Origin of the sequence: Solimonas sp. SE-A11 (assembly GCF_030345715.1) — a bacterium.
Taxonomy (GTDB): Bacteria; Pseudomonadota; Gammaproteobacteria; order Nevskiales; family Nevskiaceae; genus Solimonas_A.
The window spans coordinates 1-23,697 of the sequence record NZ_JAUASX010000027.1; the positions used below are offsets into that span (position 1 = coordinate 1).

Consider the following 23,697-nt stretch of genomic DNA (forward strand, 5'->3'; position numbering starts at 1 on the left):
GACCCAAGAAAGCACTCGGCGGGCTGGCGCCCGCCGTCTACGCCAAGCAGCTTGCTGCAAAGGCTATTACCATCAACCCAGGGCTCTAAACCAAACCGCTACTCAAGGCGGGGTAACGTCGGCTGCGTGCGATCTTTCGTGCTGCGGTGTTCGGACAGCAGCGCTGCTTCATCGGACAATCCGCGCAGTGCTTCTGGCTCGCGCGATAGATGACGGTATCTTCCTTGGTGACGTGCGTTCGGGCCTTGGTAAAAGACCGACGCTCGCTGAGAAGAGGGTGGCCTTCAGGGCAGCTGTATTCGTTGGCCTCTTCGTTCCAGACAAAGTCGCTGCGCGAGAAGCTGTCGTCCTTGCGTTCTGACTTGTCCCACACCGGAATGTGCGGCTCGATGCCCTTGTCTTCCACCATCCAGGCAAGCATCGGTGCGGTGCCGTAGGCCGTATCTCCGATGAGGCGCTCGGGTGTGATTTTGAAGCGCTCCTCGACACGATCGACCATCGTCCTGGTCGAGTCGACTTCCGCAGTGCGATGCGCGGGTGTCGCCTCGACGTCCATGATCACGCCGTTCTCGACGTCGATCAGGTAGTTGGTCGAATAGGCGAAGAAAGCCGGGCCGCCGAGCGCTCCGGTCCAGCGAGACTGCGGATCGCTCAGCGAGATGCGCTTCGGCATTGTCTCTGCGAGGGCCTCGTCGTCGAGCGCTTCGAGGTATTCGCGCACGGCACGTGTGCTGACACCCGCCCAATCAACAGCTTCGCCTGCGGCGATACTGTTCTGCTTGTTGGCATCGGCCGCGATGATGCTGGCGTCGACGGCGAATCCAGAGCCTTTGACCAAGCCTGCCGACATGCACTGGCGGACGATGTCGTCGAAGAGCAATCGGAACGCGCCGCTGGCTCGGAATCGGCCATGCCGGTTCTTCGAGAAGGTCGAATGATTCGGCACCGCGTCTTCGAGGCCCAGCCGGCAGAACCACCGGTACGCGAGGTTTAGGTGGACCTCGTCGCAGAGCCGGCGCTCGGAGCGGATGCCGTAGCTGTATCCAATGATCAGCATGCGGATCATCAGCTCAGGATCGACCGAAGGCCTGCCGGTCTGGCTGTAGTGGCTTTCCAGAGAACGACGCAGTGAACTCAGGTCGAGGTGGCGCTCGATGCTGCGAAGCAGATGATCCTGCGGGACGTGGGCTTCAAGATTGAAGGAGTAGAACAACCGGTCCTGACCACTATTCTGCCGCCCCATCATCTCGCGTCCCCCAAAGCCGCCGACGCAGTTAAGACATCAGCACCGCTACGGCGTTCGAGAGATGGAGGGGTTTTTCAACAGAATTGGCACATAGCAGACATGCGGGGAAATTCGTGTACTCGCAGCTAGCCGTAGATTGGCTCGGTGCGCTTAGGCCAGCCCCATCTTGGCAGGGGCGCTCGGATCTGAAGGCGTTTCCTGTAATTCGCTCCTAGGCGAAACAAGCTCTCAGGAACCCACAGCACCTGATTGGCGTAGCCACCGGCATCCTCGCTGCTAGCTAGACGCCACTAGCAAGTTCGCCAGGTTCGCAAACTGCTCCGCACCCAAACGCTCGGCACGAATGCCCGGATCGACCCCTATCTCCGCGATCTGCGCGGCCGTGAGGATGCCCTTGAGGCCATTGGACAGCGTCTTGCGACGCTGCGAGAAGGCGGAGGTGACGACGCGGTCGAAGGCGGCCCAGTCGCGGATTTCGAACGCCGGTGGGCGCGGCACTAGGCGCACGATGGCGGAGTCCACCTTCGGGGCGGGGCGGAAGGCGCCGGGGCCCACGTTGAACAGGTGGGACACCTCGGCGCGCGCGGCCAGCGAGACACTGAGACGGCCGTAGGCGTCTTCGCCGGGCAGGGCAGCCATGCGGTCCACCACTTCCTTCTGCAGCATGAAGTGCATGTCGGCGATGGCGCCGGCGAACTTCAGCAGATGGAACAGGATCGGGGTGGAGATGTTGTAGGGCAGGTTGCCGACCAGGCGCAGGCGGCGGCCGTCGGCGAAGCGGGCGTAGTCCACCTTCAGCGCGTCGGCCTGCAGGATGTGCAGGTTCGGCGAGTTCCCGCAGGCCTCGACCAGGTGCGGGATCACGTCGCGGTCGATCTCCACCACCTGCAGCTCCCCGGCCAGGCGCAGCAGCGGGGCGGTCAGCGCGCCCAGGCCCGGCCCGATCTCCACCAGGCGGTCGCCGGGCTGCGGGTTGATCGAGCGCAGGATGCGCTCGATCACGTAGGGATCGTGCAGGAAGTTCTGCCCGAAACGCTTCTTGGCGGCGTGATCGAGGCTCATGGTGCGTGGCTCCGCTCCACCAGCTGCAGGGCGGCGTGGATCGCCGACACCAGGCTGCCGTGGTCGGCGCGGCCGCTGCCGGCCAGCTCCAGGGCGGTGCCATGGTCCACCGAGGTGCGGATGATCGGCAGGCCCAGCGTGATGTTCACGGCCTCGCCGAAGCCGGCGAACTTGAGCACCGGCAGGCCCTGGTCGTGGTACATCGCCAGCACGGCGTCGGCGCCGTCGAGGTGGCGCGGAGTGAACAGGGTGTCGGCCGGCAGTGGTCCTTCCACGCGCCAGTTCTGCGCGCGCAGCTCGTCCAGCACCGGGCGGATCACATCGATTTCCTCGCGACCCAGGTGACCGCTTTCGCCGGCATGCGGATTGAGGCCGCAAACCAGGATGCGCGGGCGGCGCAGGCCGAAGCGGCTTTCCAGGTCATCGTGCAGTACCTGCAGGACGGCGCGCAGGCGCTCGGGCGTGATGGCGTCGGGCACCTCGCGCAGCGGCAGGTGGGTGGTGGCCAGAGCCACGCGCAGCTTGTCGGCTGCCAGCATCATCACCGGCAGCGCCGTGCCGGTCATGTCCGCCAGGAACTCGGTGTGGCCGGTGAAGGGGATACCCGCCGCGTTGATGATGCTCTTCTGCACCGGCCCCGTGACCAGGGCGTCGGCATGGCGCTGCTGGCAGGCGCGGGTGGCCTGGCGCAAGGTCTCGAGCACGTACTCGGCGTTGCGCTCGTCGAGCTGGCCGGGTAGGGCCGGCGCGGCCAGGGACACCGGCAGCACGCGCAGGCGGCCGGTCTCGTGCTCGCGCGGATCCTCGCCGAAGTCGACCTCGCGCACTTCCAGGGGCAGGCCCAGGCGTTCGGCGCGTTCGCGCAGCAGCTCCGGGTCGGCCACCGCCACCAATTCCGCCGGCCAGGCCCGCTGGGCGGCGGCCACGACCAGGTCAGGGCCGATGCCGGCGGGCTCTCCCGGCGTCAGCAGCAGGCGCGGCAGCATCGGGGGGATGCCGTTCGCTATCAGGACTTCTGCGCCGCGGCGGCGGCATCGTCCGGCAAGCGGTACTCGATGTAGGCCTCTTCACGCAGGCGGCGCAGCCACAGCTCGTATTCCTCGGCCGCCTTGCGGTTGCCGATGGCCTGGCGGGCGCGGGCACGCTTGGATTCCTCGGTGGTGTCGCGCGTGCGGCGCTCGGTCACGCTGGCCACGTGCCAGCCGAACTGGGTGCGGAACGGCGAGCTGACCTCGCCCGGCTTGAGCTGGTCCAGGCGCATCTGGAATTCCGGCACGAACACGCCGGGCGGCTGGAAGCCGAGATCGCCGCCGCTGTTCTTGGAGCCCGGATCGTCGGAGAACTCCTTGGCTAGCTTTTCGAAGTCTTCCCCGGCCTGGATACGGTCGTAGAGGTCGCGCGCCAGCTGGCGGGCCTGGTCGTCGGTGCGCAGCGTGTTCTGCTGGATCAGGATGTGGCGGGCGCGGGTCTCGCTGACGCTCTTGCGCTCTTCACCGCCGCGCACGCTGACCAGCTTGATGATGTGGAAGCCGCCGGTGGTCTCGAGCAGGTCGCTGACCTCGCCCGGCTTGAGTTTGGCGGCGGTGGTGGCGAACAGGGTCGGCAGGTCGCTGCCCTTGCGCCAGTCCAGGTCGCCGCCCTGCAGGGCCTGCTGGCCGTCGGAGGAGCCGATGGCGATCTGGCCGAAGTCGTCGCCGGCCTTGATGCGCTTGAGCAGGCCTTCGGCCTTGTTGTGGGCGGCGGTACGCACTTCGCTGCTGGCGCCCTCGGGGATCGCCACCAGGATGTGCGACAGGCGGTATTCGACGTTCTCGTTGCCGCCGAACTGCTGCAGCAGCAGGTCCACGTCCTGGTCGGTGACGGAGATGCGGCTCTCCACTTCCTTGCTGCGCAGGCGCTGCACCAGCACCTCGTCGCGGACCTGCTCGCGCACGGCGAGGTAGTCCAGGCCGTCCTTGCGCAGCTCGGTGGCGAACTCGGACAGGCTCAGGCCGTTCTTCTGGGCGATGCCGGTCAGCACCTCGTTGAGCTCGCGGTCGTCGATGCGGATGCCGGCCTGGGCGGCGCGCTGCGTCTGGATGCGTGTCAGGATCAGGCGCTCCATGACCTGGCCGCGCAGGGCCTCGTCGGAGGGCGGCTTGATGTTGCGCTCGCGGATCTGGCGCTGGGCATCCTCGATCGAGCGGTCGATCTCGGACTGCAGGATCACGCCGTCATTGACGGCGACGACGATCCGGTCCAGCACCTCGGCCGCCTGCGCGGACAGCATCGACAGGGACAGCAGCAGACCGGCGGACCAGTGACGGATGTTCATGGGATTCGGTGGGGAGACGTTGGGATGCCGTGAGGGCGGGATTATCGCCGATGCGGAGGGAAATGCTCGCTGCTCGGACTGCGACAGGGGCCATCAAGTTTCATGCCGATATAAAATATCGGCATTTTTCATATTTTTATATAAATAATCACTCGTAGAAGTCACTGTCCGACTGCAGCAGCCCGGTGCCGCCGGAGCCGATCTGGCCCAGGCCCTTGAGCGCGAGCTGCACGTAGATGCCGCTGCTGTACTCGCCGGCGGTGGTGGCGACGTAGCGGCGGTAGGAGGTGCGCAGGGCCCAGCAGCAGGTCTCGTACTGCAGGCCGGCTTGGCTATCCAGGGTTTGTTGATCCTCCAGCGAGTAGCGCCAGCGTCCGGCGACACTCCAGCGTTGCCACAGCGGCGTGGAGAGGATGACGTCGGTCTGTTCCAGCTGGTTCTCGCGATAGCGGTAGCCCAGGTCCAGGCGGCGGCGGTCGCTGCGGTAGCTGAAGCCGAAGCTGGTGCGATTGAACTCGTTCTCGCTGGGCGACCACTGGGCCGCCATCACGGTGCGCAGCGTTTCGGTGATGCGATAGTCCAGGCTGGCGATGAAGTCGGTGGCCCCGCTGTCCGGCGCGGTGCCGCCCGGCAGGGTCACGCGCGGCGCCTCGAAGCGGAACAGCTGGCCGACGCTGGCGCTGAAGCGCGTGACGCCGCTGTCCGGGTCGAGTTGGCGCAGGGTGGTGGCGATGGCGACGTGATTGGCGTCGGAGAGGCGGTCGCGGCCCAGGAAGCGGTTGTGCGAGAACAGCTGGGTGAACTCGAAGTCCGGCTCGCCGCCGTCGAACACCGGCTGGTCGTCCTGGTTCTCGTAGGGGGTGTAGAGGTAGAACACCCGCGGTTCCAGCAACTGCAGCTGGTTGCCCGAGGTGAAGCGCTCGAAGCGCAGACCGTACTCGGCGCTGAAGGTCGGCAGGCTGCGGCTGGGGTCGGTGGTCTGCCCCGGGACGAAGGCCGTGTCGGTGAGCTTGTAGGTGGTGTAGTCGTACTCCAGCTGCCCCCGGGCGAACCAGGCCGCACCCTCGCGCTCGGTGCGCAGGTAGGGGTGCAGGGCGACGCGCTGGCCCTGCACGGACTGGTCGCGGGCGAAGTTGACGTACTCGCCGACGAAGCCGGCGCGGGTGTCGAGCAGGCTCTTGCGCGTCTCGGCGTCCACCAGGATCTGCGGCAGGCGGCGATAGGGGTCGTCCACCGCCACCAGCGACGACGCCAGCGGCTGGAAATCCTGCACCAGGGCCTGCACGCGGTAGGCGGCGGGGGCCTGGTAGGTCAGGCGCGCGTTGCGCTCCAGGTGGGTGATGGCCGTCAGGTCCAGGCGCCCGCCGAAGTCTTCCAGGTAATTGCGGTCACTGGTGCCGTCATAGAGCATCGACAGCGCCGTGCGGCTGTTGAGTAGGCTCCGGTGCTCGAAATGCAGGTAGTCGCGCATTTCGTCGGTCTTCTTGTCGCGGCTGAGGTACTCGTAGCGTGCCTCGCCCTCGCCACTGCCCAGAAGGTAACGGAAGTCGGTGGCAATCTGCGTGCCGCGGTCTGTCATCAGTCGCGGGGTCAGCGTGGCGTCGTAGTTGGGCGCCAGGTTCAGGTACAGCGGCACCTGCATGTCGAAGCCGGTGCGGTCGGAGTCGCCGATGGTGGGGTACAGCAGGCCGGTATGGCGGCGATCGTCGATCGGGAAGCGAAACCAGGGCGCGTACAGCACCGGCACGCCCAGGAAGTCCAGGCGGGCATTGCGGGCGGTGCCGAAGCCGGTTTCCTTGTCCATGCGGATGTCGCCGGCCTTCAGCTCCCAGCCATTCGAATCGGGGGCACAGGTGGTGAAGCTGACCTTCTCCATCTCGGCCTGGCCCTCGCGGTTCAGGGCCAGGCGCTCGGCCTTGCCGTGGGCCGAGCTGGCGGGCATGGTGAATTCGCTGCGATGGAATACGCCGGTCTGGGTGTCCAGGTTGAACTCGGACTCCTGCGAGCGCACGCTCATCTCGCGGTTGCGGAACACCGATTCGGCGTTGACGCGCACGGTGTTCTCGCGGTCGTCGTAGTCCATCTGCTCGGCGCTGAACAGCTTGTCCCCCTGCCGCAGCCGCACCGAGCCGACCAGCTTCGACAAGCCCTCCTCCTCCAGTGCCGCGTGGTCGGCGTTGAGTATCACCTGCTCGGGGTCCAGGGTCGGTTCCGGCGCCGCGATGCCGAAGTCCAGCTGCGGGCAGGAGGCATCACCCTCGGCTAGCGCCCAGGCGGGTGCGGAGAGGCTCAGGCCAGCCGCCAGGGCGAGCCAATGCAGTGGGGGGCGTGTCAGAAGAGGCAAGGCGGGTTCTCGTTGGCCCCGAAGTATGGTTTTTGAGGGCAGGCCCTGTCCATTGCAGACTGCCCCATCGTGTAAGCTGGCGCGATCATCCCGTGACCTCACCCGTGAACAGCCTTTCCACCGATCTCGACCCGCGCGCCCAGCACGCCCGCGAGTGGGCCCTGCGCGAGCTGGGCCTCGCCGACGCCGCCTTCGCCCCGGCCTCCGCCGACGCCAGCTTCCGCCGCTACTTCCGCCTGGAGCACCAGGGCCAGAGCTGGGTACTGATGGACGCCCCGCCCGAGCGCGAGGACTGCAAGCCCTTCATCCACGTCGCCGGCCTGCTGCTGGGGGCCGGCCTGCACGGGCCGCGGATCCTGGCGCAGAACCTGGAGGAAGGCTTCCTGCTGCTGGACGACCTGGGCCGGCAGACCTACCTGCACGTCATCAACGGCGACAACGCCGACGCCCTGTTTGCCGACGCTATCGCTGCCCTGGTGCAGTGGCAGCTCTCCACCCGTCCCGGCGAACTGCCGCCCTACGACGAGGCGCTGCTGCGCCGCGAGCTGGCGTTGTTCCCGGAATGGTACGTGGCACGCCACCTCCAGCGCAGCCTGAGCCCGGCCCAGGCCGCCACGCTGGAACGCATCGACAGCCTGCTGGTGCAGTCCGCCCTGGCCCAGCCGCGGGTCTACGTGCACCGCGACTACATGCCGCGCAACCTGATGATCTCCACCCCCAACCCCGGCATCCTGGATTTCCAGGACGCGGTGGAAGGCCCGATCAGCTATGACGTGGTGTCCTTGTTCAAGGACGCCTTCCTGTCCTGGCCGGCCGAGCGCGTGCAGGTCTGGGCCCGGCAGTACTGGACCGCCGGCCGCGCCGCCGGCCTGCCGCTGCCGGCGGATTTCGACGCCTTCTTCCGCGACTTCGAGTGGATGGGTCTGCAGCGCCACCTGAAGGTCATCGGTATCTTCGCGCGCATCAACTACCGCGACGGCAAGCCGCACTACCTCGCCGACGTGCCGCGCTTCATCCGCTACGTGCGCGAGACGGCCGGGCGCTATGCCGAGCTGCAGCCGCTGCTGGGCCTGTTCGACGAACTCGGCATGCACGCGTGACCAAGGCGTTCATCCTGGCAGCAGGACGCGGCGAGCGCATGCGCCCGCTGACCGACCACACGCCCAAACCCCTGCTGGAGGTACGCGGCAAGCCGCTGATCGCCCACCATCTGGACGCCCTGGCGGCTGCCGGCGTGCGCGAGGTCGTGATCAACCTCGGCTGGCTCGGCGCGAAAATCCGCGAGCACTTCGGCGACGGCAGCGCCCATGGCCTGCACATTTCCTGGTCCGACGAGGGCTGGCCGGCGCTGGAGACCGGCGGCGGCATCCTCAAGGCCCTGCCGCTGCTGGGGCCGGAGCCGTTCATCCTCATGAACGGCGACGTCTTCACCGGCTTCCCGATGGCACGGCTGGTGTCGCGTGCGCAGGCCATGCCGGCGGCCGACTTGGCGCATCTGGTGCTGGTGCCCAACCCGCCGCAGCATCCGCGCGGTGATTTCGCCCTGGCGGACGGACGCCTGGTCGAGCCCGCCCCACCGCAGCACACCTTCAGTGGCCTCTACGTGCTGCGCCCCGAGCTGTTCGCCGGCTGCCAGCCCGGCCACTTCGGCGTGGTGCCGCTGCTGCGGGCCGCTGCCCGGCGCGGGCAGGTGTCAGCGGAACTTCACGAAGGACAGTGGTCCGATGTGGGCACGCCGGAGCGTCTGGCGGCCCTGCAAACAGGAGTACATGCATGATCAAGGTATCCAAGGCGGCAGACGGCAAGCTCAAGCAGCAGATCGAGTGCGGGCCCAACACTTTCTACTCCGACGAGCCCGAGTCCGTTGGCGGCGACAACCAGGGCCCTGCGCCGCACGACCTGCTCGACGCCGCGCTGGGCAGCTGTACCGCGCTGACCCTGACGCTGGTGGCGCGCCGCAAGGGCTTTGCCCTGACCGACGTGCGCGTCGAGGTGGACCACGAGAAGGGTGCCGACGGCAGCCATGTCATGCACCGCCGCATCGAGCTGGTGGGCGACCTGACCGGCGAGCAGCGCGAGTACCTCCTCGGCATCGCCAACAAGTGCCCCGTGCACAAGACGCTCAGCGGCAAGATCGACATCGACACCGCGCTGTTCTGAAACCCATCAAGACCAAAGCCATGACTGCCCAGCCGCCCGCCACGCTGCCGTCTCCTTCCGAACTCGCCGACCGTGTGCAGAAGGTGCTGGAGCGCGCCCGCGCCCTGGGTGCCACCTCGGCCGAGGCCAGCCTGTCGGCCAGCCGCGGCTACTCGCTGTCGGTGCGCAAGAGCGAGGTCGAGAGCCTGGAGTTCCAGCAGGACCGCGATCTCGGCGTGACCGTCTACTTCGGCCAGCGCAAGGGCAACGCCAGCACCGGCGACTTTTCCGACCGCGGCATCGCCGACGCCGTGCGCGCCGCCTGCGACATCGCCCAGGCCACCGGCGAGGACCCCTGCAACGGCCTGGCGGACCCCGCGCGCATGGCGCGCGAGTTTCCCGAACTGGACCTGGACCATCCCTGGGACCTGTCGCCGGAACAGGGCATCGAGCTGGCCAAGGCCTGCGAGGCCGCCGCCTTCGCCGCCGACGCCCGCATCACGCAGAGCGAGGGCGCCAGCGTCTCCAGTCATCGCGGCGTGTCGGTCTACGCCAACAGCCACGGCTTCATCGGCCACCGCCACGGCTCGCAGCACAGCATCAGTTGTGCCGTGGTGGCGGGCGAGGACGAGGAGATGCAGCGCGACTACTGGTACTCCGGCGCCCGCAGCCCGGCCGACCTGCTCTCCGCCGAGGCCATCGGCCGCCGCGCCGGCGAGCGTGCCGCGGCCCGCGTGGGCTCGCGCAAGCTCACCACCCGCCAGGCCCCGGTGCTGTTCCCGCCGGAACTGGCGCGCGGCCTCTGGGGCCACTTCATTGGTGCCATCTCGGGAGGCTCGCTGTATCGCAAGGCCAGCTTCCTGCTCGACAAGCTCGGCCAGCCGGTGTTCTCGCCGCTGGTGCGCCTGGAGCAGCAGCCCTTCCTGCCGCGCGGCTCCGCCAGCGCCGCCTGGGACAGCGAGGGCGTGGCCACGCAGGCCCGCGTGCTGGTGGATGACGGCGTGCTGCAGGGCTGGCTGCTGGGCAGCTACTCTGCGCGCAAGCTGGGCCTGCAGAGCACCGGCAACGCCGGTGGCGTCTACAACCTGATCGTGCGTCCCGGAACCCAGGATTTCCAGGCGCTGGTGCGCCAGATGCACGAGGGCCTGATCGTCACAGAACTGCTGGGCCACGGCGTCAACGGCGTGACCGGCGACTACTCGCGCGGTGCCGCCGGCTTCTGGGTGGAGAACGGCGAGATCGCGTACCCGGTGCAGGAGCTGACCATCGCCGGCAACCTGCTGGAGATGTACCGCGACATCGCCGCCCTGGGCAACGACGTGGACCTGCTGGCCGGCACGCGCAGCGGCTCGGTGCTGCTCAGCAAGATGACCATCGCCGCCTGATGAGATACAGCGGCGGCGCTTTTGCGCCGCCGGCTGTAGCTGCCGCGGGCACGCATGTGCCCGTATGCTGGGCCTGATCCTCACAGGACCCGCCATGGCCCACACGATCCCCTTGTACCAACTCGACGTCTTTGCCCCGCGCTTGTTCGCTGGCAACCCGGCGGCCGTGTGCCCGCTGCAGGCCTGGCTGCCGGATGCGCTGATGCAGCGCATCGCCGCCGAGAACAACCTGGCCGAGACGGCCTTCTTCGCGCCCGACGAGACCGGCGAGGCGGACTTCCTGCTGCGCTGGTTCACGCCCATGGTGGAGGTGGACCTCTGTGGCCACGCCACGCTGGCCAGCGGCCACGTGCTGCTGGAGCTGCTGGGCTGGCAGGAGCCGCGCGTGCGCTTCCGCACCCTGCACGCCGGCGTGCTGCAGGTGGAGCAGGGCGAGGGCGGCCTGTGGCTGGACCTGCCGGCGCGGCCCGCCGTAGCCTTGGCGGAAATCCCCGCCGGCCTGCCGCAGGCGTTGGGTGCGCAGCCGGTGAAGGTCCTGGAGTACGGCGGCATCTGGCTGGTGGTCTACGATTCCGCCCGCACCATCGAGGGCCTGCCCGTGGACTTCGCCGCACTGCGGCGCCTGCCGGCCCGCGCGGTCTGCGTCACCGCGCCCGGGCGGCGCAACAGCGAGGACTTCGTCTCGCGCTTCTTCGCGCCCAACATGGGCATCGACGAGGACCCGGCGACGGGCTCGGCGCATTGCCTGCTGATGCCGTACTGGGTGCAGCGCATCGGCCGGGCTCAACTTGCGGCGGCGCAGTTGTCGAAGCGTGGGGCGGTGTTGAGTTGCCGGCTGGAAGGCGACCGCGTGTGGATGACGGGGCCGGTGCATCTGTACTTGCGCGGCGAGATTGCGGGCTTGCCCGGCTAGGCGACGGCCTTCGGGTTGTGCGAGACACGCGCGTCCCTCGATACGCCGCTTAGCGGCACTCGGGATGAGCGGGCGGGCGGGGACGCCGCGAAAGCAAAAGCACTTGTAGCCCGGTTTGGCGCAGGCAAGCCGGGGCAGACCTTGTCCTTAAGTCCCGGCTTTGCTTCGCGAAACCGGGCTACAACGGCTTTTTTCGCCGAAACGCGCGACTCCCTCCGCAGCCGATCGCCCCGATCCTGTCGAAGGGTGAATGGCTACCGCTGACCTGGGCCAGGGTAAAACCACCCGCCCTTCGAAGAGCTCAGTGCGAACGGTTTTCCTTTGGAGGTTGCAGGCCCAGCAACGAGAAAGCCCCGCGTCGCTGGCGATCGCGGGGCTTTCTCGTCGTACTTTGGCTTTTAGTGCCGGAAGTGCCGCACTCCCGTGAACACCATCGCCATCCCATGCTCATCCGCGGCAGCGATCACCTCGTTGTCGCGCATCGAACCGCCCGGCTGGATCACCGCGGTGATGCCGGCGGCGGCCGCGGCGTCGATGCCGTCGCGGAAGGGGAAGAAGGCGTCGGAGGCCATCACCGAGCCCTTCACTTCCAGCTTCTCGTCGGCGGCCTTGATGCCGGCGATCTTGGCGGAGTAGACGCGGCTCATCTGGCCGGCGCCCACGCCGATGGTCTGGTGGTTGCGGGTGTAGACGATGGCGTTGGACTTCACGAACTTGGCCACGCGCCAGGCGAACAGCAGGTCGGCCAGCTCGGCTTCGGTCGGCGCGCGCTTGCTGACCACCTTGAGCTGCTCACGGCTCATGGTGGCGTCGTCGCGGTCCTGCACCAGCAGGCCGCCGGCCACGCGCTTGTAGTCCAGCGCAGGGGCACGGTTGCTGGGCCACTGGCCGCACTCCATCAGGCGCACGTTCTGCTTGGCGGCGACGGCGGCCTTGGCTTCGGCGGTGGCGGTGGGGGCGATGATCACCTCCACGAACTGGCGGTCGACGATGGCCTTGGCGGTGGTGCCGTCGAGCTCGCGGTTGAAGGCGATGATGCCGCCGAAGGCGGAGGTGGGATCGGTCTGGTAGGCCAGGTTGTAGGCGTCCAGGATCGACGCGGCCACGGCCACGCCGCAGGGGTTGGCGTGCTTGACGATGACGCAGGCCGGCTCGTCGAAGCTCTTGACGCATTCCAGCGCGGCGTCGGCGTCGGCGATGTTGTTGTAGGAGAGTTCCTTGCCCTGCACCTGCTTCGCGGCGGCGATGGTGCCGGCCTCGGGGTTCTTCTCGGCGTAGAAGGCGGCGCGCTGGTGCGGGTTCTCGCCGTAGCGCATGTCCTGCAGCTTGTTGAACTGCAGGCCCATCACGGCCGGGAACACGGCGCGGTTGCCTTCGCTGTCCAGGCTGGAGAGGTAGGCGGCGACCATGCCGTCATAGCGCGCGGTGTGGCTGTAGACCTTCACGGCCAGGCGCTCGCGGGTAGCGCGGGTGACGCCGCCGGCGTCCATCTCCGCCAGCACCGGAGCGTAGTCTACCGGGTCCACCACCACGCTGACCCAGGCGTGGTTCTTGGCGGAGGCGCGCAGCATCGCCGGGCCGCCGATGTCGATGTTCTCGATGGCGTCCTCGCGCGTGCAGTCGGGCTTGGCTACGGTCTGCTCGAAGGGATAGAGGTTGACCACCAGCAGGTCGATCGGCGCGATGCCGTGCTGCGCCATGACCTCGCCGTCGATGTCGCGGCGGCCCAGCAGGCCGCCGTGGATCTTCGGGTGCAGAGTCTTCACGCGGCCGTCCATGATCTCGGGGAAGCCGGTATGGGCGGAGACTTCCACCGCCGGCAGGCCGGAGTCCTTCAGCAGCTTGTAGGTGCCGCCGGTGGACAGCAGCTCGACGCCGCGGCCATGCAGTTCGCGGGCAAGATCGACGATGCCGGTCTTGTCGGATACGGACAGCAGGGCACGCTTCACCGGGGTCTTCATATGGGTTGCCTAGGTTGCTTCAAAGAAAAACCGCGCCTGGGAGCGCGGTCGGTTCGATTGTCTGTGCTTACAGCGCCGTTGGCTTGATCTTGTACTGCTTGAGCTTCTTTCGCAGCGTCGCGCGGTTCAGGCCGAGCATCTCGGCGGCCTTGGACTGGTTGCCGTCGCAGTACTTCAGCGTGGCGCGCAGCAGCGGCGGCTCCACCTGGTCGAGGATGGTGTCGTACAGGTTCTTGGGCGCATGTCCGTTGAGCGCACGGAAATAATCATCCAGACACTCGGCGACCGAATGGTTCAGTGGCTTGATGTCTGAAATCTTGTAAGCGGACATGGAGTCTTCCTTGACGCGCCCTGCGCGTGGCGAGCCAGAAAAAAGCGGGCGGCAATAATACTCCCGCAGCGTTCGGGAAAGAAGCTCGGAATTTGCAGTCGTTTGTAACGTCTCAGCTTGACAAGCGACGCTGCAGCATGTCGTCGATGAACCGTTGCCAGGTTTCGTCCGGTGTCCACACCCTGTGCAGATCCTGCGAAGCCGCTTCCACAGTCTCGCCCAAGTTCAGGACGCGATGGAGAAACATGAAGGTGGACACGCGCATGTTGAGGGCGCAGTGGACGAACAGCTTCTGGTGTTTGTACTGGTCCAGCAGGGCCACGAAGGCGTCGAAGTCTTCCGGGGTGGGACGTGTCCAGGTCACCGGCAGGTGGTGATAGGGCAGGCCCAACTCTGCGCAGATCTGCGGTTCGTCGCGCAGCCAGTTCGACGAGGCCTCGGTGGCCAGGTTGATGATGGCGGCGTAGCCGGCTCGGGCCAGTACGGGGAAGTGCTGCGGCTGCGGCTGGCCGGCGGTGGCGATGTACTCGCCGTGGCGGCGGAAGCTGACCAGGGCCGGCATGCGGCACTGGGCGCTGATGCGGGTCCAGCCCTCCTTGCTGACGTCGTCGTGGAAGTCGAACCAGGCTTCGTAGACGCCGTGGATCTCCTCGGCATGGCGGTCCAGCAGGCCGGCCAGCACCAACTCGCCGCCGGGGCGGATCGACGAGGCCAGCAGCGGCGCCAGGTGCATCAGCGGGTTGGCCAGGATGTTGGCCAGCACGATATCGGCGGGGAAGGGCACGAAGGCGTCCGGCAGCATCGTCTTCACGCGGTCGGCCACGCCGTTCTGCTCGGCGTTGTCGCGCGTGGCCAGCAGGGCCTGCGGGTCGATGTCCACGCAGATCGCCTTCTCGGCGCCGAGCAGCAGCGCGGCGATGGCCAGGATGCCGGAGCCGCAGCCGAAGTCGAGCACGGTCTTGCCGCGCAGGTCCTGGCCGGACAGCCATTCCAGGCACAGCGCCGTGGTGGGATGGGTGCCGGTGCCGAAGGCCAGGCCCGGGTCCAGCTTGAGCACCGTGGCCTGCGCGTCCGTGACCTCGCCGAGCTTCTCATGCGGCACCACCCAGAAGTGCTCGCCGAAGCGCAGCGGCGGGCAGTCCTTGAGCCACACGCGCACCCAGTCCTGGTCCTCGATCAGCTCGGTCTTGAAGGTTGCCTCGGCGCCGTCCGGCAGCAGCTCGCGCAGGGCGGCGATCACCGGCTCCAGGTCCGTGTGTTCGGGGAACAGGCCCAGGGTCACGGTGTTGCGCCACAGCGGCGTCTCGCCCGGTGCCGGCTCCAGCACCGGGTCGTCTTCGGCGTCGACCATGCTCACCGCGCTGGCGCCGTTGGCCAGCAGGATTTCATCGGCAAACTCGGGGTTTGCGCTGGAAACGCGCAGTTGCAGCCAGGCCATGGTTATTTCTTCTCGGGATGAATCTGGTTGACGGTGGCCTCGACCGCGCCGCGGCCGAGCAGGATCTGCAGCGCGTCGCCGGGGGTGGCCTGCGCGGCGTGGGTCAGGGCGCGGCCCTGGGCATCGAGTGCAATGGCGTAGCCGCGCTCCAGCACGGCTCGCGGGTTGAGGCTGGCCAGTAGCGAATCGGTGCGCGCCAGCCGTGCCTGCGCCTGCTGCAGCGACAGGCCCAGGCGTCCGCGCAGCAGGTCCTGCGCATGGTCCAGCTTGCGCCGCTGCTGCGCGATGGCCAGCAGCGGCGTGGCCGTGCCCAGGCGTGCCTGCAGGTGCTGGCGCCGCTGGCCGCCGCGTTCCAGACGCTGCAGCACCGCGCCCTGCAGGCGGGTGGCGAGTTCGTCGAGCCGCTGCGCGGCATCGCGCAGGCGGCGGCCGGGGTGCAGCAATTCCAGGCGGCGGACCTGCCGCTCCAGGCGCTCGCCGTCCTGGCGCAGGGCGCGTTGCAGGGCTTGCGCCAGGCTGCGCTCTCGCGCCAGCAGGCGTTCCGCCCATTCGCCGATGTCCGGGCTCACCGCCTCGGCCGCGCCGGTGGGCGTGGGAGCGCGATGGTCCGCGGCGAAGTCGGCGATGGTGAAGTCGATCTCGTGGCCCACGCCGCTGACCACCGGCACCGGGCAGGCGCGGATGGCGTGGGCCAGGCCCTCGTCATTGAAGGCCCAGAGGTCTTCCAGCGAGCCGCCGCCGCGGGCCAGGATGATGACGTCGGGCTGGGCGCCGGGCAGGTCGCGCAGCGCCCGGATCATGGCCGGCGCCGCCTCGGCGCCCTGCACCGGCACGGCGGCCAGGATCACCTCGGCCAGCGGGAAGCGGCGCGACAGGGTGCTTAATATGTCCTGCAGGGCGGCGCCGGTGCCGGAGGTGATGACACCGATGCGGCGCGGCACCGCCGGCAGGTCGCGCTTGAGGTGTTCGTCGAACAGTCCTTCAGAGGCCAGCCGGCGCTTCAGCTCCTCGAAGGCGCGCAGCAGGGCGCCCTGGCCGGCCGGCTCCATGTGTTCCACCACCAGTTGCAGGTCGCCGCGGGCCGGGTAGACCGTGACCTGGGCACGCAGCAGCACCAGGTCGCCGTCGCGGGGCGGCGGGCGCACATGCAGGTTGGCGTTGCGGAACATGGCGCAGCGCAGCTGGGCGCGGGCGTCCTTGACCGTGAAATACCAGTGGCCCGAGGCCGGGCGGGACAGATTGGAGATTTCCCCCTGGATCCAGACCCGCGGCAGGCTGTCTTCCAGCAGCCCGCGCAGGGTCTCGGCCAGCTCGGAGACCTGGTAGACGGTACGGCGGGCGGGGTCCTGGGGGCGGTCGGATGGCGGCATGAATAATGTCCGGGCCATCGAAAGCGAGCCGGTACCTCTGTATAATATCGTTTTGGCGGAGCCATATTAATGACGAGAATCGAGAGCGAAGCCCTCACCTTCGACGACGTTCTGCTCTTGCCCGCGTATTCCGAAGTCCTTCCGCGGCAAGTAGATACCTCCACGCAGCTGACCCGGCGCATCCGGCTCAACATCCCGCTGCTGTCCGCAGCCATGGACACGGTGACCGAGGCCAAGCTGGCCATCGCCCTGGCCCAGGAAGGCGGCATGGGTATCGTGCACAAGAACCTGACCCCAGCCCGGCAGGCCGCCGAGGTCCGCGCGGTCAAGAAGTACGAAAGCGGCGTCATCGCCGACCCGATCACCGTGCCCCCCAGCATGACCGTGGGCGAGGTGCTCAAGCTGACCCGTGCCAACCGCATCTCCGGCGTGCCGGTGGTGGACGGCAAGGAGCTGGTGGGCATCGTCACCAGCCGTGACCTGCGCTTCGAGACCCGCTACGACGAGCCGGTCTCCCGCGTCATGACGCCCAAGGATCGCCTGGTCACGGTCAAGGAAGGCGCCTCGCGTGAAGAGGTCATCGCCAAGCTGCACCAGCACCGCATCGAGAAGGTGCTGGTGGTCAATGGCGGCTTCCAGCTGCGCGGCATGATCACCGTCAAGGACATCCAGAAGTCCAAGGACTTCCCGATGGCCTGCAAGGACGAGAAGGGCAGCCTGCGCGTCGGCGCCGCGGTCGGCACCGGTGGCGACACCGAGGAGCGCGTGTCCGCCCTGGTGGAAGCCGGCGTGGACCTGGTGGTGGTCGACACCGCCCACGGCCACTCCAAGGGCGTGCTGGACCGCGTTAGCTGGATCAAGAAGACCTGGCCGGACCTGCAGGTCATCGGCGGCAACATCGCCACCGGCGACGCCGCCCTGGCCCTGGTCAAGGCCGGCGCCGACGGCGTCAAGGTTGGCATCGGCCCGGGCTCCATCTGCACCACCCGCGTCGTCGCCGGCGTCGGCGTGCCGCAGATCGGCGCCGTAATGAGCGTGGCCGCCGCCCTGAAGGACAGCGGCATCCCGCTGATCTCCGACGGCGGCATCCGCTACTCCGGCGACTTCGCCAAGGCCTTGGCGGCCGGCGCCTACACCGTGATGGTCGGCTCCATGCTGGCCGGCACCGAGGAAGCCCCCGGCGAAGTCGAGCTGTGGCAGGGCCGTTCCTACAAGTCCTACCGCGGCATGGGCTCCATGGGCGCCATGGCTCAGGGCTCCAAGGACCGCTACTTCCAGGACACCACGGCCGAGGTCGAGAAGCTGGTGCCGGAAGGCATCGAAGGCCGCGTCGCCTACAAGGGCCCGATGTCCGCCATCGTCCACCAGATGGTCGGCGGCCTGCGCGCCAGCATGGGCTACACCGGCTGCCAGAACATGGAAGAGCTGCGCACGCGGACCAAGTTCGTGAAGATCACCTCGGCGGGCATGCGCGAATCGCACGTGCACGACGTGACGATCGTCAAGGAAGCACCGAACTACCGCGCCGAGTAAGAGAACCACGCCCCGGCCTCGCCGGGGCTTTTCACATGACGTCCATGAACATCCATAGCGACAAGATCCTGATTCTCGATTTCGGCAGCCAATACACGCAGCTAATCGCCCGCCGCGTGCGCGAGCTGGGCGTCTACTGCGAGCTGCACCCCTGGGACATCACCGACGAGGACGTCCGCGCCCTCGGCCCCAAGGGCGTGATCCTGTCGGGTGGCCCGGAGTCCGTGATCGAGGCCAACTCGCCCCGCGCGCCGCAGGCCGTTTGGGATCTCAAGGTGCCGGTGCTGGGCATCTGCTACGGCATGCAGACCATGGCCGCGCAGCTGGGCGGCAAGGTCGATCCGGGTGCGGTGAAGGAGTTCGGCTATGCTGAGATCCGCGCCCACTCGCACTCGCGCCTGCTCAAGGACATCGAGGACCGCGTCAACGGCGAGGGCCACGGCCTGCTCGACGTGTGGATGTCGCACGGCGACCATGTCTCGCAGCTGCCGAAAGGTTTCCAGCGCATCGCCTCCACCAAGGACGTGCCGATCGCCGGCATGGCCGACGAGTCGCGTAATTACTACGCGCTGCAGTTCCATCCGGAAGTCACGCATACCACGCAGGGCGCGCGCATCTACTCGCGCTTCCTGCACGAGATCTGCGGTTGCGGCGACGCCTGGAAGCCGGGCCGCATCATCGAGGATGCCATCGAGACCGTGCGCAAGCAGGTCGGCACGTCCAAGGTGCTGCTAGGCCTGTCCGGCGGCGTGGACTCTTCCGTCGTGGCCGCCCTGCTGCACAAGGCCATCGGCGACCAGCTGACCTGCGTCTTCGTGGATCACGGCCTGCTGCGCCACCAGGAAGGCGACCAGGTCATGAAGATCTTCGCCGACCACCTCGGCGTGAAGGTCATCCGCGTGGATGCCGAAGAGCGCTTCCTGCGCGAGCTGGCCGGCGTCAGCGATCCGGAGGCCAAGCGCAAGATCATCGGCCGCCTGTTCGTCGAGGTCTTCGAGGAAGAGTCCACCAAGCTGCAGGGCATCGACTTCCTCGCCCAGGGCACCATCTACCCCGACGTCATCGAGTCCGCCGGCGGCAAGACCAAGAAGGCTCACGTCATCAAGAGCCACCACAACGTCGGCGGCCTGCCCGAGCGCATGAAGATGAAGCTGGTGGAGCCGCTGCGCGAGCTGTTCAAGGACGAGGTGCGCGCCATCGGCGTGGAACTCGGCCTGCCGCGCGAGATGGTCTACCGCCACCCCTTCCCGGGCCCGGGCCTGGGCGTGCGCATCCTCGGCGAGGTCACCAAGGCCGCCGCCGACACCCTGCGCCTGGCCGACCACATCTTCATCGAAGAGCTGCGCAAGAGCGGCTGGTACGACAAGACCTCCCAGGCCTTCGCCGTGTTCCTTCCGGTGAAGAGCGTCGGCGTCACCGGCGACGGCCGACGCTACGAGCCCGTCATCGCCCTGCGCGCCGTGCAGACCATCGACTTCATGACGGCCCACTGGGCGCACCTGCCCTACGAGCTGCTGGACGTCTGCTCGCGCCGCATCGTCAACGAGATCGCGGGTGTGTCGCGCGTGGTGTACGACATCTCGGGCAAGCCGCCGGCGACGATTGAATGGGAATAGCGGGAACTGCGCAGAAAAAAGCCCCACGCATTGCGTGGGGCTTTTTTTTTCAGCGCTTCAGGAATTCCAGCAGGTCCTGGTTAAGCCGATCCTTGTGCGTGTCCGGCAGCCCGTGTGGTGCGCCCGGGTAGACGATCAGCTTCGCGTTGCGGATCAGTTTCACCGCGGCCCGCGCGCTGGCGTCGATCGGAACCACCTGGTCGTCATCGCCGTGGATCAGCAGTGTCGGTACGTCGAACTTCTTCAGGTCACCGCGCAGGTCGGTGGCGGAGAACGCGGCGATCGAGTCGTAGGTGTTCTTGTGGCCGCCCTGCATGCCCTGCACCCAGAACGACTGGATCAGGCCCTGCGAGGGCTTGGCGCCCGGCCGGTTGTAGCCGTAGAAGGGGCCGGAGGCGAGGTCCAGGTAGAGTTGCGAGCGGTTGGCCAGCGACGCCTGGCGCAGGCCGTCGAACACCTCCAGCGGCGTGCCGGATGGATTGTCCGGAGTCTTCAGCATCAGCGGCGTCACCGCGCTGACCAGCACCGCCTTCTTCACGCGGGACGTGCCATGGCGGCCGATGTAGCGCGCCACCTCGCCGCCACCGGTGGAGAAGCCCACCAGCGTGACATTCTTCAGGTCCAGCGTCTCGATCACGGCGGCGAGGTCGTCGGCGTAGTGGTCCATGTCATTGCCGTCCCAGGGCTGGCTGGAGCGGCCATGGCCTCGCCGGTCATGCGCGACTACGCGGTAACCCTTGGACGCCAGGAACATCATCTGCGATTCCCAACTGTCCGAGCTCAGCGGCCAGCCGTGGCTGAAGGTCACGACCTGGCCGTCACGCGGGCCCCAGTCCTTGTAGTAGAGCTGCACGCCATCGCGGGTGGTGAGGGTGCTGGCGGTCTTTTCGATGGCCGCGGGAGAGGCCGCTTGGGCGTTGAGGCTGGCCGCGAGCGCCAGGGCCGGCAGCAGCAGGAAGCGATGCAGGTTTTTCATGGTCAGGTTCCTGTAAGGGGCGGGGCTCAAACGGACAGCACCAGCGACACGTCGATGTTGCCGCGCGTGGCGTTGGAGTACGGGCAGACGATGTGCGCCTTGTCGACCAGCGCCTGCGCCTGCTGGCGATCCAGGCCTGGCAGGTTGATGCGCAGTTCCACCTCGATGCCGAAGCCGGTGGGGATCTGGCCGATACCAACGCGGCCGGTGATCTGCGTGCCGGCCGGCAGCGCGACCTTGGCCTGGCCCGCCACGAACTTCAGCGCGCCGAGGAAGCAGGCCGAGTAGCCGGCCGCGAACAATTGCTCCGGATTGGTGCCGGGACCACCGGCGCCGCCGAGCTCGCGCGGCGTGGACAGCTGCAGGTCCAGGACGCCGTCGGAAGAGACGGAGCGGCCTTCGCGGCCCCCGGTGGAGGTGGCTTCGGCGGTGTAGAGGATCTTGGCGATGGACATGGTGGACTCCTGGTTTCGTTGGGCGGTGGTGCCAATCGGCAGGAGGAACTTTGCGCTCAGCTAAGATACGATTGGATGCAGAAAGTCCTGCAAATTTGATCGGGAGTATCAAATGGCCGACCGGCTCGCCGCCCTGCTGGAGCACTTCTCGGTCAGTGCGCGGGTGTTCCACGCCGGAGCCCTGTGTGGCGTCAACGACCTGGACGGCTCCGGCGATACCGGCCAGCTCCACCTGATCCGGCGGGGCAGGGTGGAGGTCCGCCACGGAAGCGGCCCGGCTGTGGAGATCACCCGCCCTAGCCTGCTGCTGTATCCCAGGCCTCTGGCGCATCGCTTCATCACCGATCCCGAGCAGGGGGCCGAGTTCGCCTGTGCCCAGCTCAGTTTCGGCGGCGAGGCCGCCAATCCCATCGCCGCGGCGCTGCCGGACTTCAGCTGCATGGCGCTGGACGAACTGCAGGGTGCCGAGGGCGTGCTGAGCCTGCTGTTCGAGGAAGCCTTCCAGCAGAACTGCGGGCGGCAACCGATGCTCAACCGCCTGTTCGAGGTGGTGCTGATCCAGGTGCTGCGGCAACTGATGGAGCAGGGCAGGGTGCAGGGCGGCATGCTCGCCGGCCTGTCGCACGCGCGCCTGCGCCATGCGCTGATCGCCATGCATGAGCAGCCCGCGCAGGACTGGTCGCTGGACGCGCTGGCCGAGGCCGCAGGCATGTCGCGTAGCGTCTTCGCCCGCAGCTTCCGCGAGGTGGTGGGCTGCACGCCGGGCGCCTACCTGCAGGCCTGGCGCATCGGCCTGGCGCAGCAGGCGCTGCGCCGTGGACGCTCACTGAAGATGATCGTCCACGACGTCGGCTACGGCAGCGAGGCGGCGTTGTCGCGTGTGTTCAAGGCGCAGACCGGGCTGTCGCCGCGGCAGTGGCGTCTCGAGCAGCGGGGCTGAACTACTCCGCGCTCTCGGCGGCCAGCATCAGCGCATGCTCCCGCAGGTCCTGCGGCCATGCCTCCATCTGCTTGGCGAAGCGCGCGCGGTCGCCGGCGAACAGCGCGCGAATCGCTTCCTCGTAGCCCGGCAGGTCACCCGCCATCGCTGACATGAAGTGATACGCCCGCTCCTGGGCCTGTCGCTCGCGGCCCTTGTCGCCCTGCGCGCGCCGCGCCTCCTCTACCAGCTTGCGTAGCGCCACCGAGGCACCGCCAGGCTGGGCCGACAGCCACTCCCAGTGTCGTGGCAGCAGCGTCACCTCGCGCGCCACCACGCCCAGCTTCGGGCGCCCGCGTCCCTTGGCCGTCTCCGCCGCAGCTTCCGGCGTGGCGGGTGCCAGGCGCCCGGCCAGTTCTTCGTCGCTGCCGCGCAGGTCCACGTCAATGGAGCGGCCAGTGTCGTCGTTGAAGATCAGCACCGGCCCCGGAGCGGACTGGGCCAGCGCGCGGCGCACCACGAGGGCGACCGCGGACAGCGGTCCGGAGGTCAGGCGGCGAGGGCCATCAAAAGCGGTAAAGGAAGGTGTCATGGGTAAGCCTGTATCGGGATTGCTATTTATACCCGGGCATAAATAGGTCCGTCAATATTACCCGGGTTAAATTGGCGAGCATTCCTCGACCGAGAGGGGGTGCGAGGATCGAAACGCGCATCTCGCCCCAGCTCCGCTACCAGGAAATCCAGCACCGCCCGCACCCGCGCCGGCAGGCTGCCAGGTTTGCCCAGGTACACGGCGTGGATCGGCTCCACCTCCATCGGGTTGTACTTCTCCAGCACCGCCACCAGGCGCCCGGCATCCAGGTCGGCCTGCACGTGGTAGCGCGACAGGCGCGCGAGCCCCAGGCCGGCGACCGCCATCTGCCGCAGTGCCTCGCCGTCGCTGCTGCGCAGCCGGCCCTGCACCGGCACGTCCACCGGCCTGCCGGCGACACGCAGCGGCCAGTCCGGCACGCGGCGGCGGTAGCTGAAGTCGAGTTGCCGGTGGGCGCGCAGATCCTCGGGCTTCTTCGGCGTGCCGTGTTGCGCCAGGTAGGCGGGCGAGGCGACGATGACCTGCGTCGTCCCGCCCAGGCGCCGCGCCACCAGCGCCGACGACGGCAGCGGCCCCCAGCGCACCGCGATGTCGGCGCGCTCGTCGATCAGGTCCACCACGCGGTCGGTCAGCGCCACGTCCAGCGCCAGCTGCGGGTACTGCTCCATGAAGCGGGGCAGCAGCGGCACCAGCACATGCGCGCCGAAGGAGGTGCTGGTGTTGATGCTCACGCGCCCGCGGGGAGTGGCATCGGCCGCCACGCCGCGTTCCGCCTCGTCCATGTCCGCCAGCACGCGTTGGCTGGACTCGTAGAACTGCTGGCCCTCGGCGGTGAGCTGCAGCTTGCGAGTGGAGCGGTGCACCAGCTGGGTGCCGAGCCGCGCCTCCAGCCGCCCCACCAGCTTGCTGATCGCCGAGGGCGTCAGGCCCAGGGCGCGGGCGGCGGCGGAGAAGCCGCCGCGGTCCACCACGCGGACAAAGGCCTCCATCTCGCCGGAGCGGTTGATCTCGGTGCGGGCCATGGCAGTTTCCATTTGTGAATTGAAGTCACAAGTCTACGTCCAACGATCCGGATATTCATCGGAAGCCGCGAGGCATAGAGT

20 protein-coding genes and 2 pseudogenes are annotated in these 23,697 nt (G+C 67.9%); 8 read left to right on the forward strand and 14 right to left on the reverse strand.

Annotated features, from left to right (window positions below; translation table 11 throughout):
* Positions 1–121: 121 nt before the first annotated feature.
* The 5 genes and pseudogenes from QT386_RS21410 to QT386_RS21430 all read right to left on the reverse strand — a co-directional run.
* Positions 122–1,246: pseudogene (locus tag QT386_RS21410) on the reverse strand (transposase); the annotation flags it as partial.
* 276 nt (positions 1,247–1,522) lie between these two features.
* Positions 1,523–2,308, reverse strand: coding sequence for a 16S rRNA (adenine(1518)-N(6)/adenine(1519)-N(6))-dimethyltransferase RsmA (rsmA, locus tag QT386_RS21415; protein WP_289275791.1), 786 nt, complete (start codon positions 2,306–2,308; stop codon positions 1,523–1,525).
* Complete coding sequence (pdxA, locus tag QT386_RS21420) at positions 2,305–3,294, reverse strand: 4-hydroxythreonine-4-phosphate dehydrogenase PdxA (protein ID WP_289275792.1); 990 nt, start codon at positions 3,292–3,294, stop codon at positions 2,305–2,307. The genes rsmA and pdxA overlap by 4 nt, the downstream gene beginning before the upstream one ends.
* A 20-nt stretch (positions 3,295–3,314) precedes the next feature.
* On the reverse strand, positions 3,315–4,622 hold the full coding sequence (locus QT386_RS21425; protein ID WP_289275793.1) for a peptidylprolyl isomerase: 1,308 nt from the start codon (positions 4,620–4,622) through the stop codon (positions 3,315–3,317).
* Between the two features lie 148 nt (positions 4,623–4,770).
* Entirely contained in the window at positions 4,771–6,966 is a 2,196-nt protein-coding gene (locus tag QT386_RS21430; protein ID WP_289275794.1) for an LPS-assembly protein LptD, read from the reverse strand.
* Between the two features lie 161 nt (positions 6,967–7,127).
* Here QT386_RS21430 and QT386_RS21435 point away from each other — a divergent pair, with 161 nt between their 5' ends.
* From QT386_RS21435 to QT386_RS21455, 5 genes are all read left to right on the forward strand, one after another.
* Positions 7,128–8,066 (forward strand): aminoglycoside phosphotransferase family protein, encoded by a 939-nt coding sequence (locus QT386_RS21435; protein ID WP_367401476.1) that lies wholly within the window; start codon positions 7,128–7,130, stop codon positions 8,064–8,066.
* On the forward strand, positions 8,063–8,743 hold the full coding sequence (gene murU / locus QT386_RS21440; RefSeq protein WP_289275796.1) for an N-acetylmuramate alpha-1-phosphate uridylyltransferase MurU: 681 nt from the start codon (positions 8,063–8,065) through the stop codon (positions 8,741–8,743). Before QT386_RS21435 ends, murU begins: the two co-directional genes overlap by 4 nt.
* Entirely contained in the window at positions 8,740–9,126 is a 387-nt protein-coding gene (locus QT386_RS21445; RefSeq protein WP_289275797.1) for an OsmC family protein, read from the forward strand. The genes murU and QT386_RS21445 overlap by 4 nt, the downstream gene beginning before the upstream one ends.
* A gap of 20 nt (positions 9,127–9,146) precedes the next feature.
* Positions 9,147–10,490 carry a metalloprotease PmbA gene (pmbA, locus tag QT386_RS21450; protein WP_289275798.1) on the forward strand — a complete coding sequence of 448 codons (1,344 nt, stop codon included), beginning with the start codon at positions 9,147–9,149 and terminating at the stop codon, positions 10,488–10,490.
* 94 nt (positions 10,491–10,584) lie between these two features.
* Positions 10,585–11,403: a PhzF family phenazine biosynthesis protein gene (locus QT386_RS21455; RefSeq protein WP_289275799.1), complete on the forward strand. Its 819-nt coding sequence runs from the start codon at positions 10,585–10,587 to the stop codon at positions 11,401–11,403.
* Positions 11,404–11,801: 398 nt separating this feature from the next.
* On the opposite strand, the gene purH is transcribed toward QT386_RS21455, so the two are convergent.
* From purH to xseA, 5 genes and pseudogenes are all read right to left on the reverse strand, one after another.
* Entirely contained in the window at positions 11,802–13,364 is a 1,563-nt protein-coding gene (gene purH / locus QT386_RS21460; RefSeq protein ID WP_289275800.1) for a bifunctional phosphoribosylaminoimidazolecarboxamide formyltransferase/IMP cyclohydrolase, read from the reverse strand.
* 67 nt (positions 13,365–13,431) lie between these two features.
* Positions 13,432–13,695 carry a helix-turn-helix domain-containing protein gene (locus QT386_RS21465; RefSeq protein ID WP_289275801.1) on the reverse strand — a complete coding sequence of 88 codons (264 nt, stop codon included), beginning with the start codon at positions 13,693–13,695 and terminating at the stop codon, positions 13,432–13,434.
* Positions 13,696–13,807: 112 nt separating this feature from the next.
* On the reverse strand, positions 13,808–14,257 hold the full coding sequence (locus QT386_RS23565) for a protein tyrosine phosphatase family protein (protein WP_367401477.1): 450 nt from the start codon (positions 14,255–14,257) through the stop codon (positions 13,808–13,810).
* An 18-nt stretch (positions 14,258–14,275) separates the two neighbouring features.
* Positions 14,276–15,133: pseudogene (gene prmA / locus QT386_RS23570) on the reverse strand (50S ribosomal protein L11 methyltransferase); the annotation flags it as partial.
* A 2-nt stretch (positions 15,134–15,135) separates the two neighbouring features.
* A complete protein-coding gene (gene xseA / locus QT386_RS21475; protein ID WP_289275803.1) occupies positions 15,136–16,503 on the reverse strand; it encodes an exodeoxyribonuclease VII large subunit in 1,368 nt (455 codons plus the stop codon).
* A gap of 69 nt (positions 16,504–16,572) precedes the next feature.
* On the opposite strand from xseA, the gene guaB reads away from it, so the two are divergent.
* Together guaB and guaA are read left to right on the forward strand one after the other, a co-directional pair.
* Positions 16,573–18,036 (forward strand): IMP dehydrogenase, encoded by a 1,464-nt coding sequence (gene guaB, locus QT386_RS21480; protein ID WP_289275804.1) that lies wholly within the window; start codon positions 16,573–16,575, stop codon positions 18,034–18,036.
* A gap of 44 nt (positions 18,037–18,080) precedes the next feature.
* The gene (gene guaA / locus QT386_RS21485; protein ID WP_367401478.1) at positions 18,081–19,652 is read left to right on the forward strand and encodes a glutamine-hydrolyzing GMP synthase; all 1,572 of its coding nucleotides are present in this window, start codon (positions 18,081–18,083) and stop codon (positions 19,650–19,652) included.
* A 49-nt stretch (positions 19,653–19,701) separates the two neighbouring features.
* On the opposite strand, the gene QT386_RS21490 is transcribed toward guaA, so the two are convergent.
* On the reverse strand, positions 19,702–20,628 hold the full coding sequence (locus tag QT386_RS21490) for an alpha/beta fold hydrolase (protein WP_289275806.1): 927 nt from the start codon (positions 20,626–20,628) through the stop codon (positions 19,702–19,704).
* 26 nt (positions 20,629–20,654) lie between these two features.
* The gene (locus QT386_RS21495; protein WP_289275807.1) at positions 20,655–21,083 is read right to left on the reverse strand and encodes an organic hydroperoxide resistance protein; all 429 of its coding nucleotides are present in this window, start codon (positions 21,081–21,083) and stop codon (positions 20,655–20,657) included.
* Positions 21,084–21,195: 112 nt separating this feature from the next.
* Between QT386_RS21495 and QT386_RS21500 the strand changes: the two genes are divergently transcribed.
* A complete protein-coding gene (locus QT386_RS21500; protein ID WP_289275808.1) occupies positions 21,196–22,023 on the forward strand; it encodes an AraC family transcriptional regulator in 828 nt (275 codons plus the stop codon).
* A 1-nt stretch (position 22,024) separates the two neighbouring features.
* Here QT386_RS21500 and QT386_RS21505 read toward each other — a convergent pair whose 3' ends face one another.
* Together QT386_RS21505 and QT386_RS21510 are read right to left on the reverse strand one after the other, a co-directional pair.
* Positions 22,025–22,594, reverse strand: coding sequence for a DUF2239 family protein (locus QT386_RS21505; RefSeq protein WP_289275809.1), 570 nt, complete (start codon positions 22,592–22,594; stop codon positions 22,025–22,027).
* 26 nt (positions 22,595–22,620) lie between these two features.
* Positions 22,621–23,616, reverse strand: a complete 996-nt coding sequence (locus tag QT386_RS21510) for a LysR family transcriptional regulator (RefSeq protein WP_289275810.1) — start codon at positions 23,614–23,616, stop codon at positions 22,621–22,623.
* Positions 23,617–23,697 lie beyond the last annotated feature (81 nt).

Bases quoted from the DNA above. Each gene is read 5' to 3' on its own strand.
- rsmA (WP_289275791.1), bottom strand. From the start codon at position 2,308: ATGAGCCTCGATCACGCCGCCAAGAAGCGTTTCGGGCAGAACTTCCTG.
- pdxA (WP_289275792.1), bottom strand. From the start codon at position 3,294: ATGCTGCCGCGCCTGCTGCTGACGCCGGGAGAGCCCGCCGGCATCGGC.
- QT386_RS21425 (WP_289275793.1), bottom strand. From the start codon at position 4,622: ATGAACATCCGTCACTGGTCCGCCGGTCTGCTGCTGTCCCTGTCGATG.
- QT386_RS21445 (WP_289275797.1), top strand. From the start codon at position 8,740: ATGATCAAGGTATCCAAGGCGGCAGACGGCAAGCTCAAGCAGCAGATC.
- pmbA (WP_289275798.1), top strand. From the start codon at position 9,147: ATGACTGCCCAGCCGCCCGCCACGCTGCCGTCTCCTTCCGAACTCGCC.
- QT386_RS21455 (WP_289275799.1), top strand. From the start codon at position 10,585: ATGGCCCACACGATCCCCTTGTACCAACTCGACGTCTTTGCCCCGCGC.
- purH (WP_289275800.1), bottom strand. From the start codon at position 13,364: ATGAAGACCCCGGTGAAGCGTGCCCTGCTGTCCGTATCCGACAAGACC.
- QT386_RS21465 (WP_289275801.1), bottom strand. From the start codon at position 13,695: ATGTCCGCTTACAAGATTTCAGACATCAAGCCACTGAACCATTCGGTC.
- QT386_RS23565 (WP_367401477.1), bottom strand. From the start codon at position 14,257: ATGCCGGCCCTGGTCAGCTTCCGCCGCCACGGCGAGTACATCGCCACC.
- xseA (WP_289275803.1), bottom strand. From the start codon at position 16,503: ATGCCGCCATCCGACCGCCCCCAGGACCCCGCCCGCCGTACCGTCTAC.
- guaB (WP_289275804.1), top strand. From the start codon at position 16,573: ATGACGAGAATCGAGAGCGAAGCCCTCACCTTCGACGACGTTCTGCTC.
- guaA (WP_367401478.1), top strand. From the start codon at position 18,081: ATGAACATCCATAGCGACAAGATCCTGATTCTCGATTTCGGCAGCCAA.
- QT386_RS21490 (WP_289275806.1), bottom strand. From the start codon at position 20,628: ATGAAAAACCTGCATCGCTTCCTGCTGCTGCCGGCCCTGGCGCTCGCG.
- QT386_RS21495 (WP_289275807.1), bottom strand. From the start codon at position 21,083: ATGTCCATCGCCAAGATCCTCTACACCGCCGAAGCCACCTCCACCGGG.
- QT386_RS21500 (WP_289275808.1), top strand. From the start codon at position 21,196: ATGGCCGACCGGCTCGCCGCCCTGCTGGAGCACTTCTCGGTCAGTGCG.
- QT386_RS21505 (WP_289275809.1), bottom strand. From the start codon at position 22,594: ATGACACCTTCCTTTACCGCTTTTGATGGCCCTCGCCGCCTGACCTCC.
- QT386_RS21510 (WP_289275810.1), bottom strand. From the start codon at position 23,616: ATGGCCCGCACCGAGATCAACCGCTCCGGCGAGATGGAGGCCTTTGTC.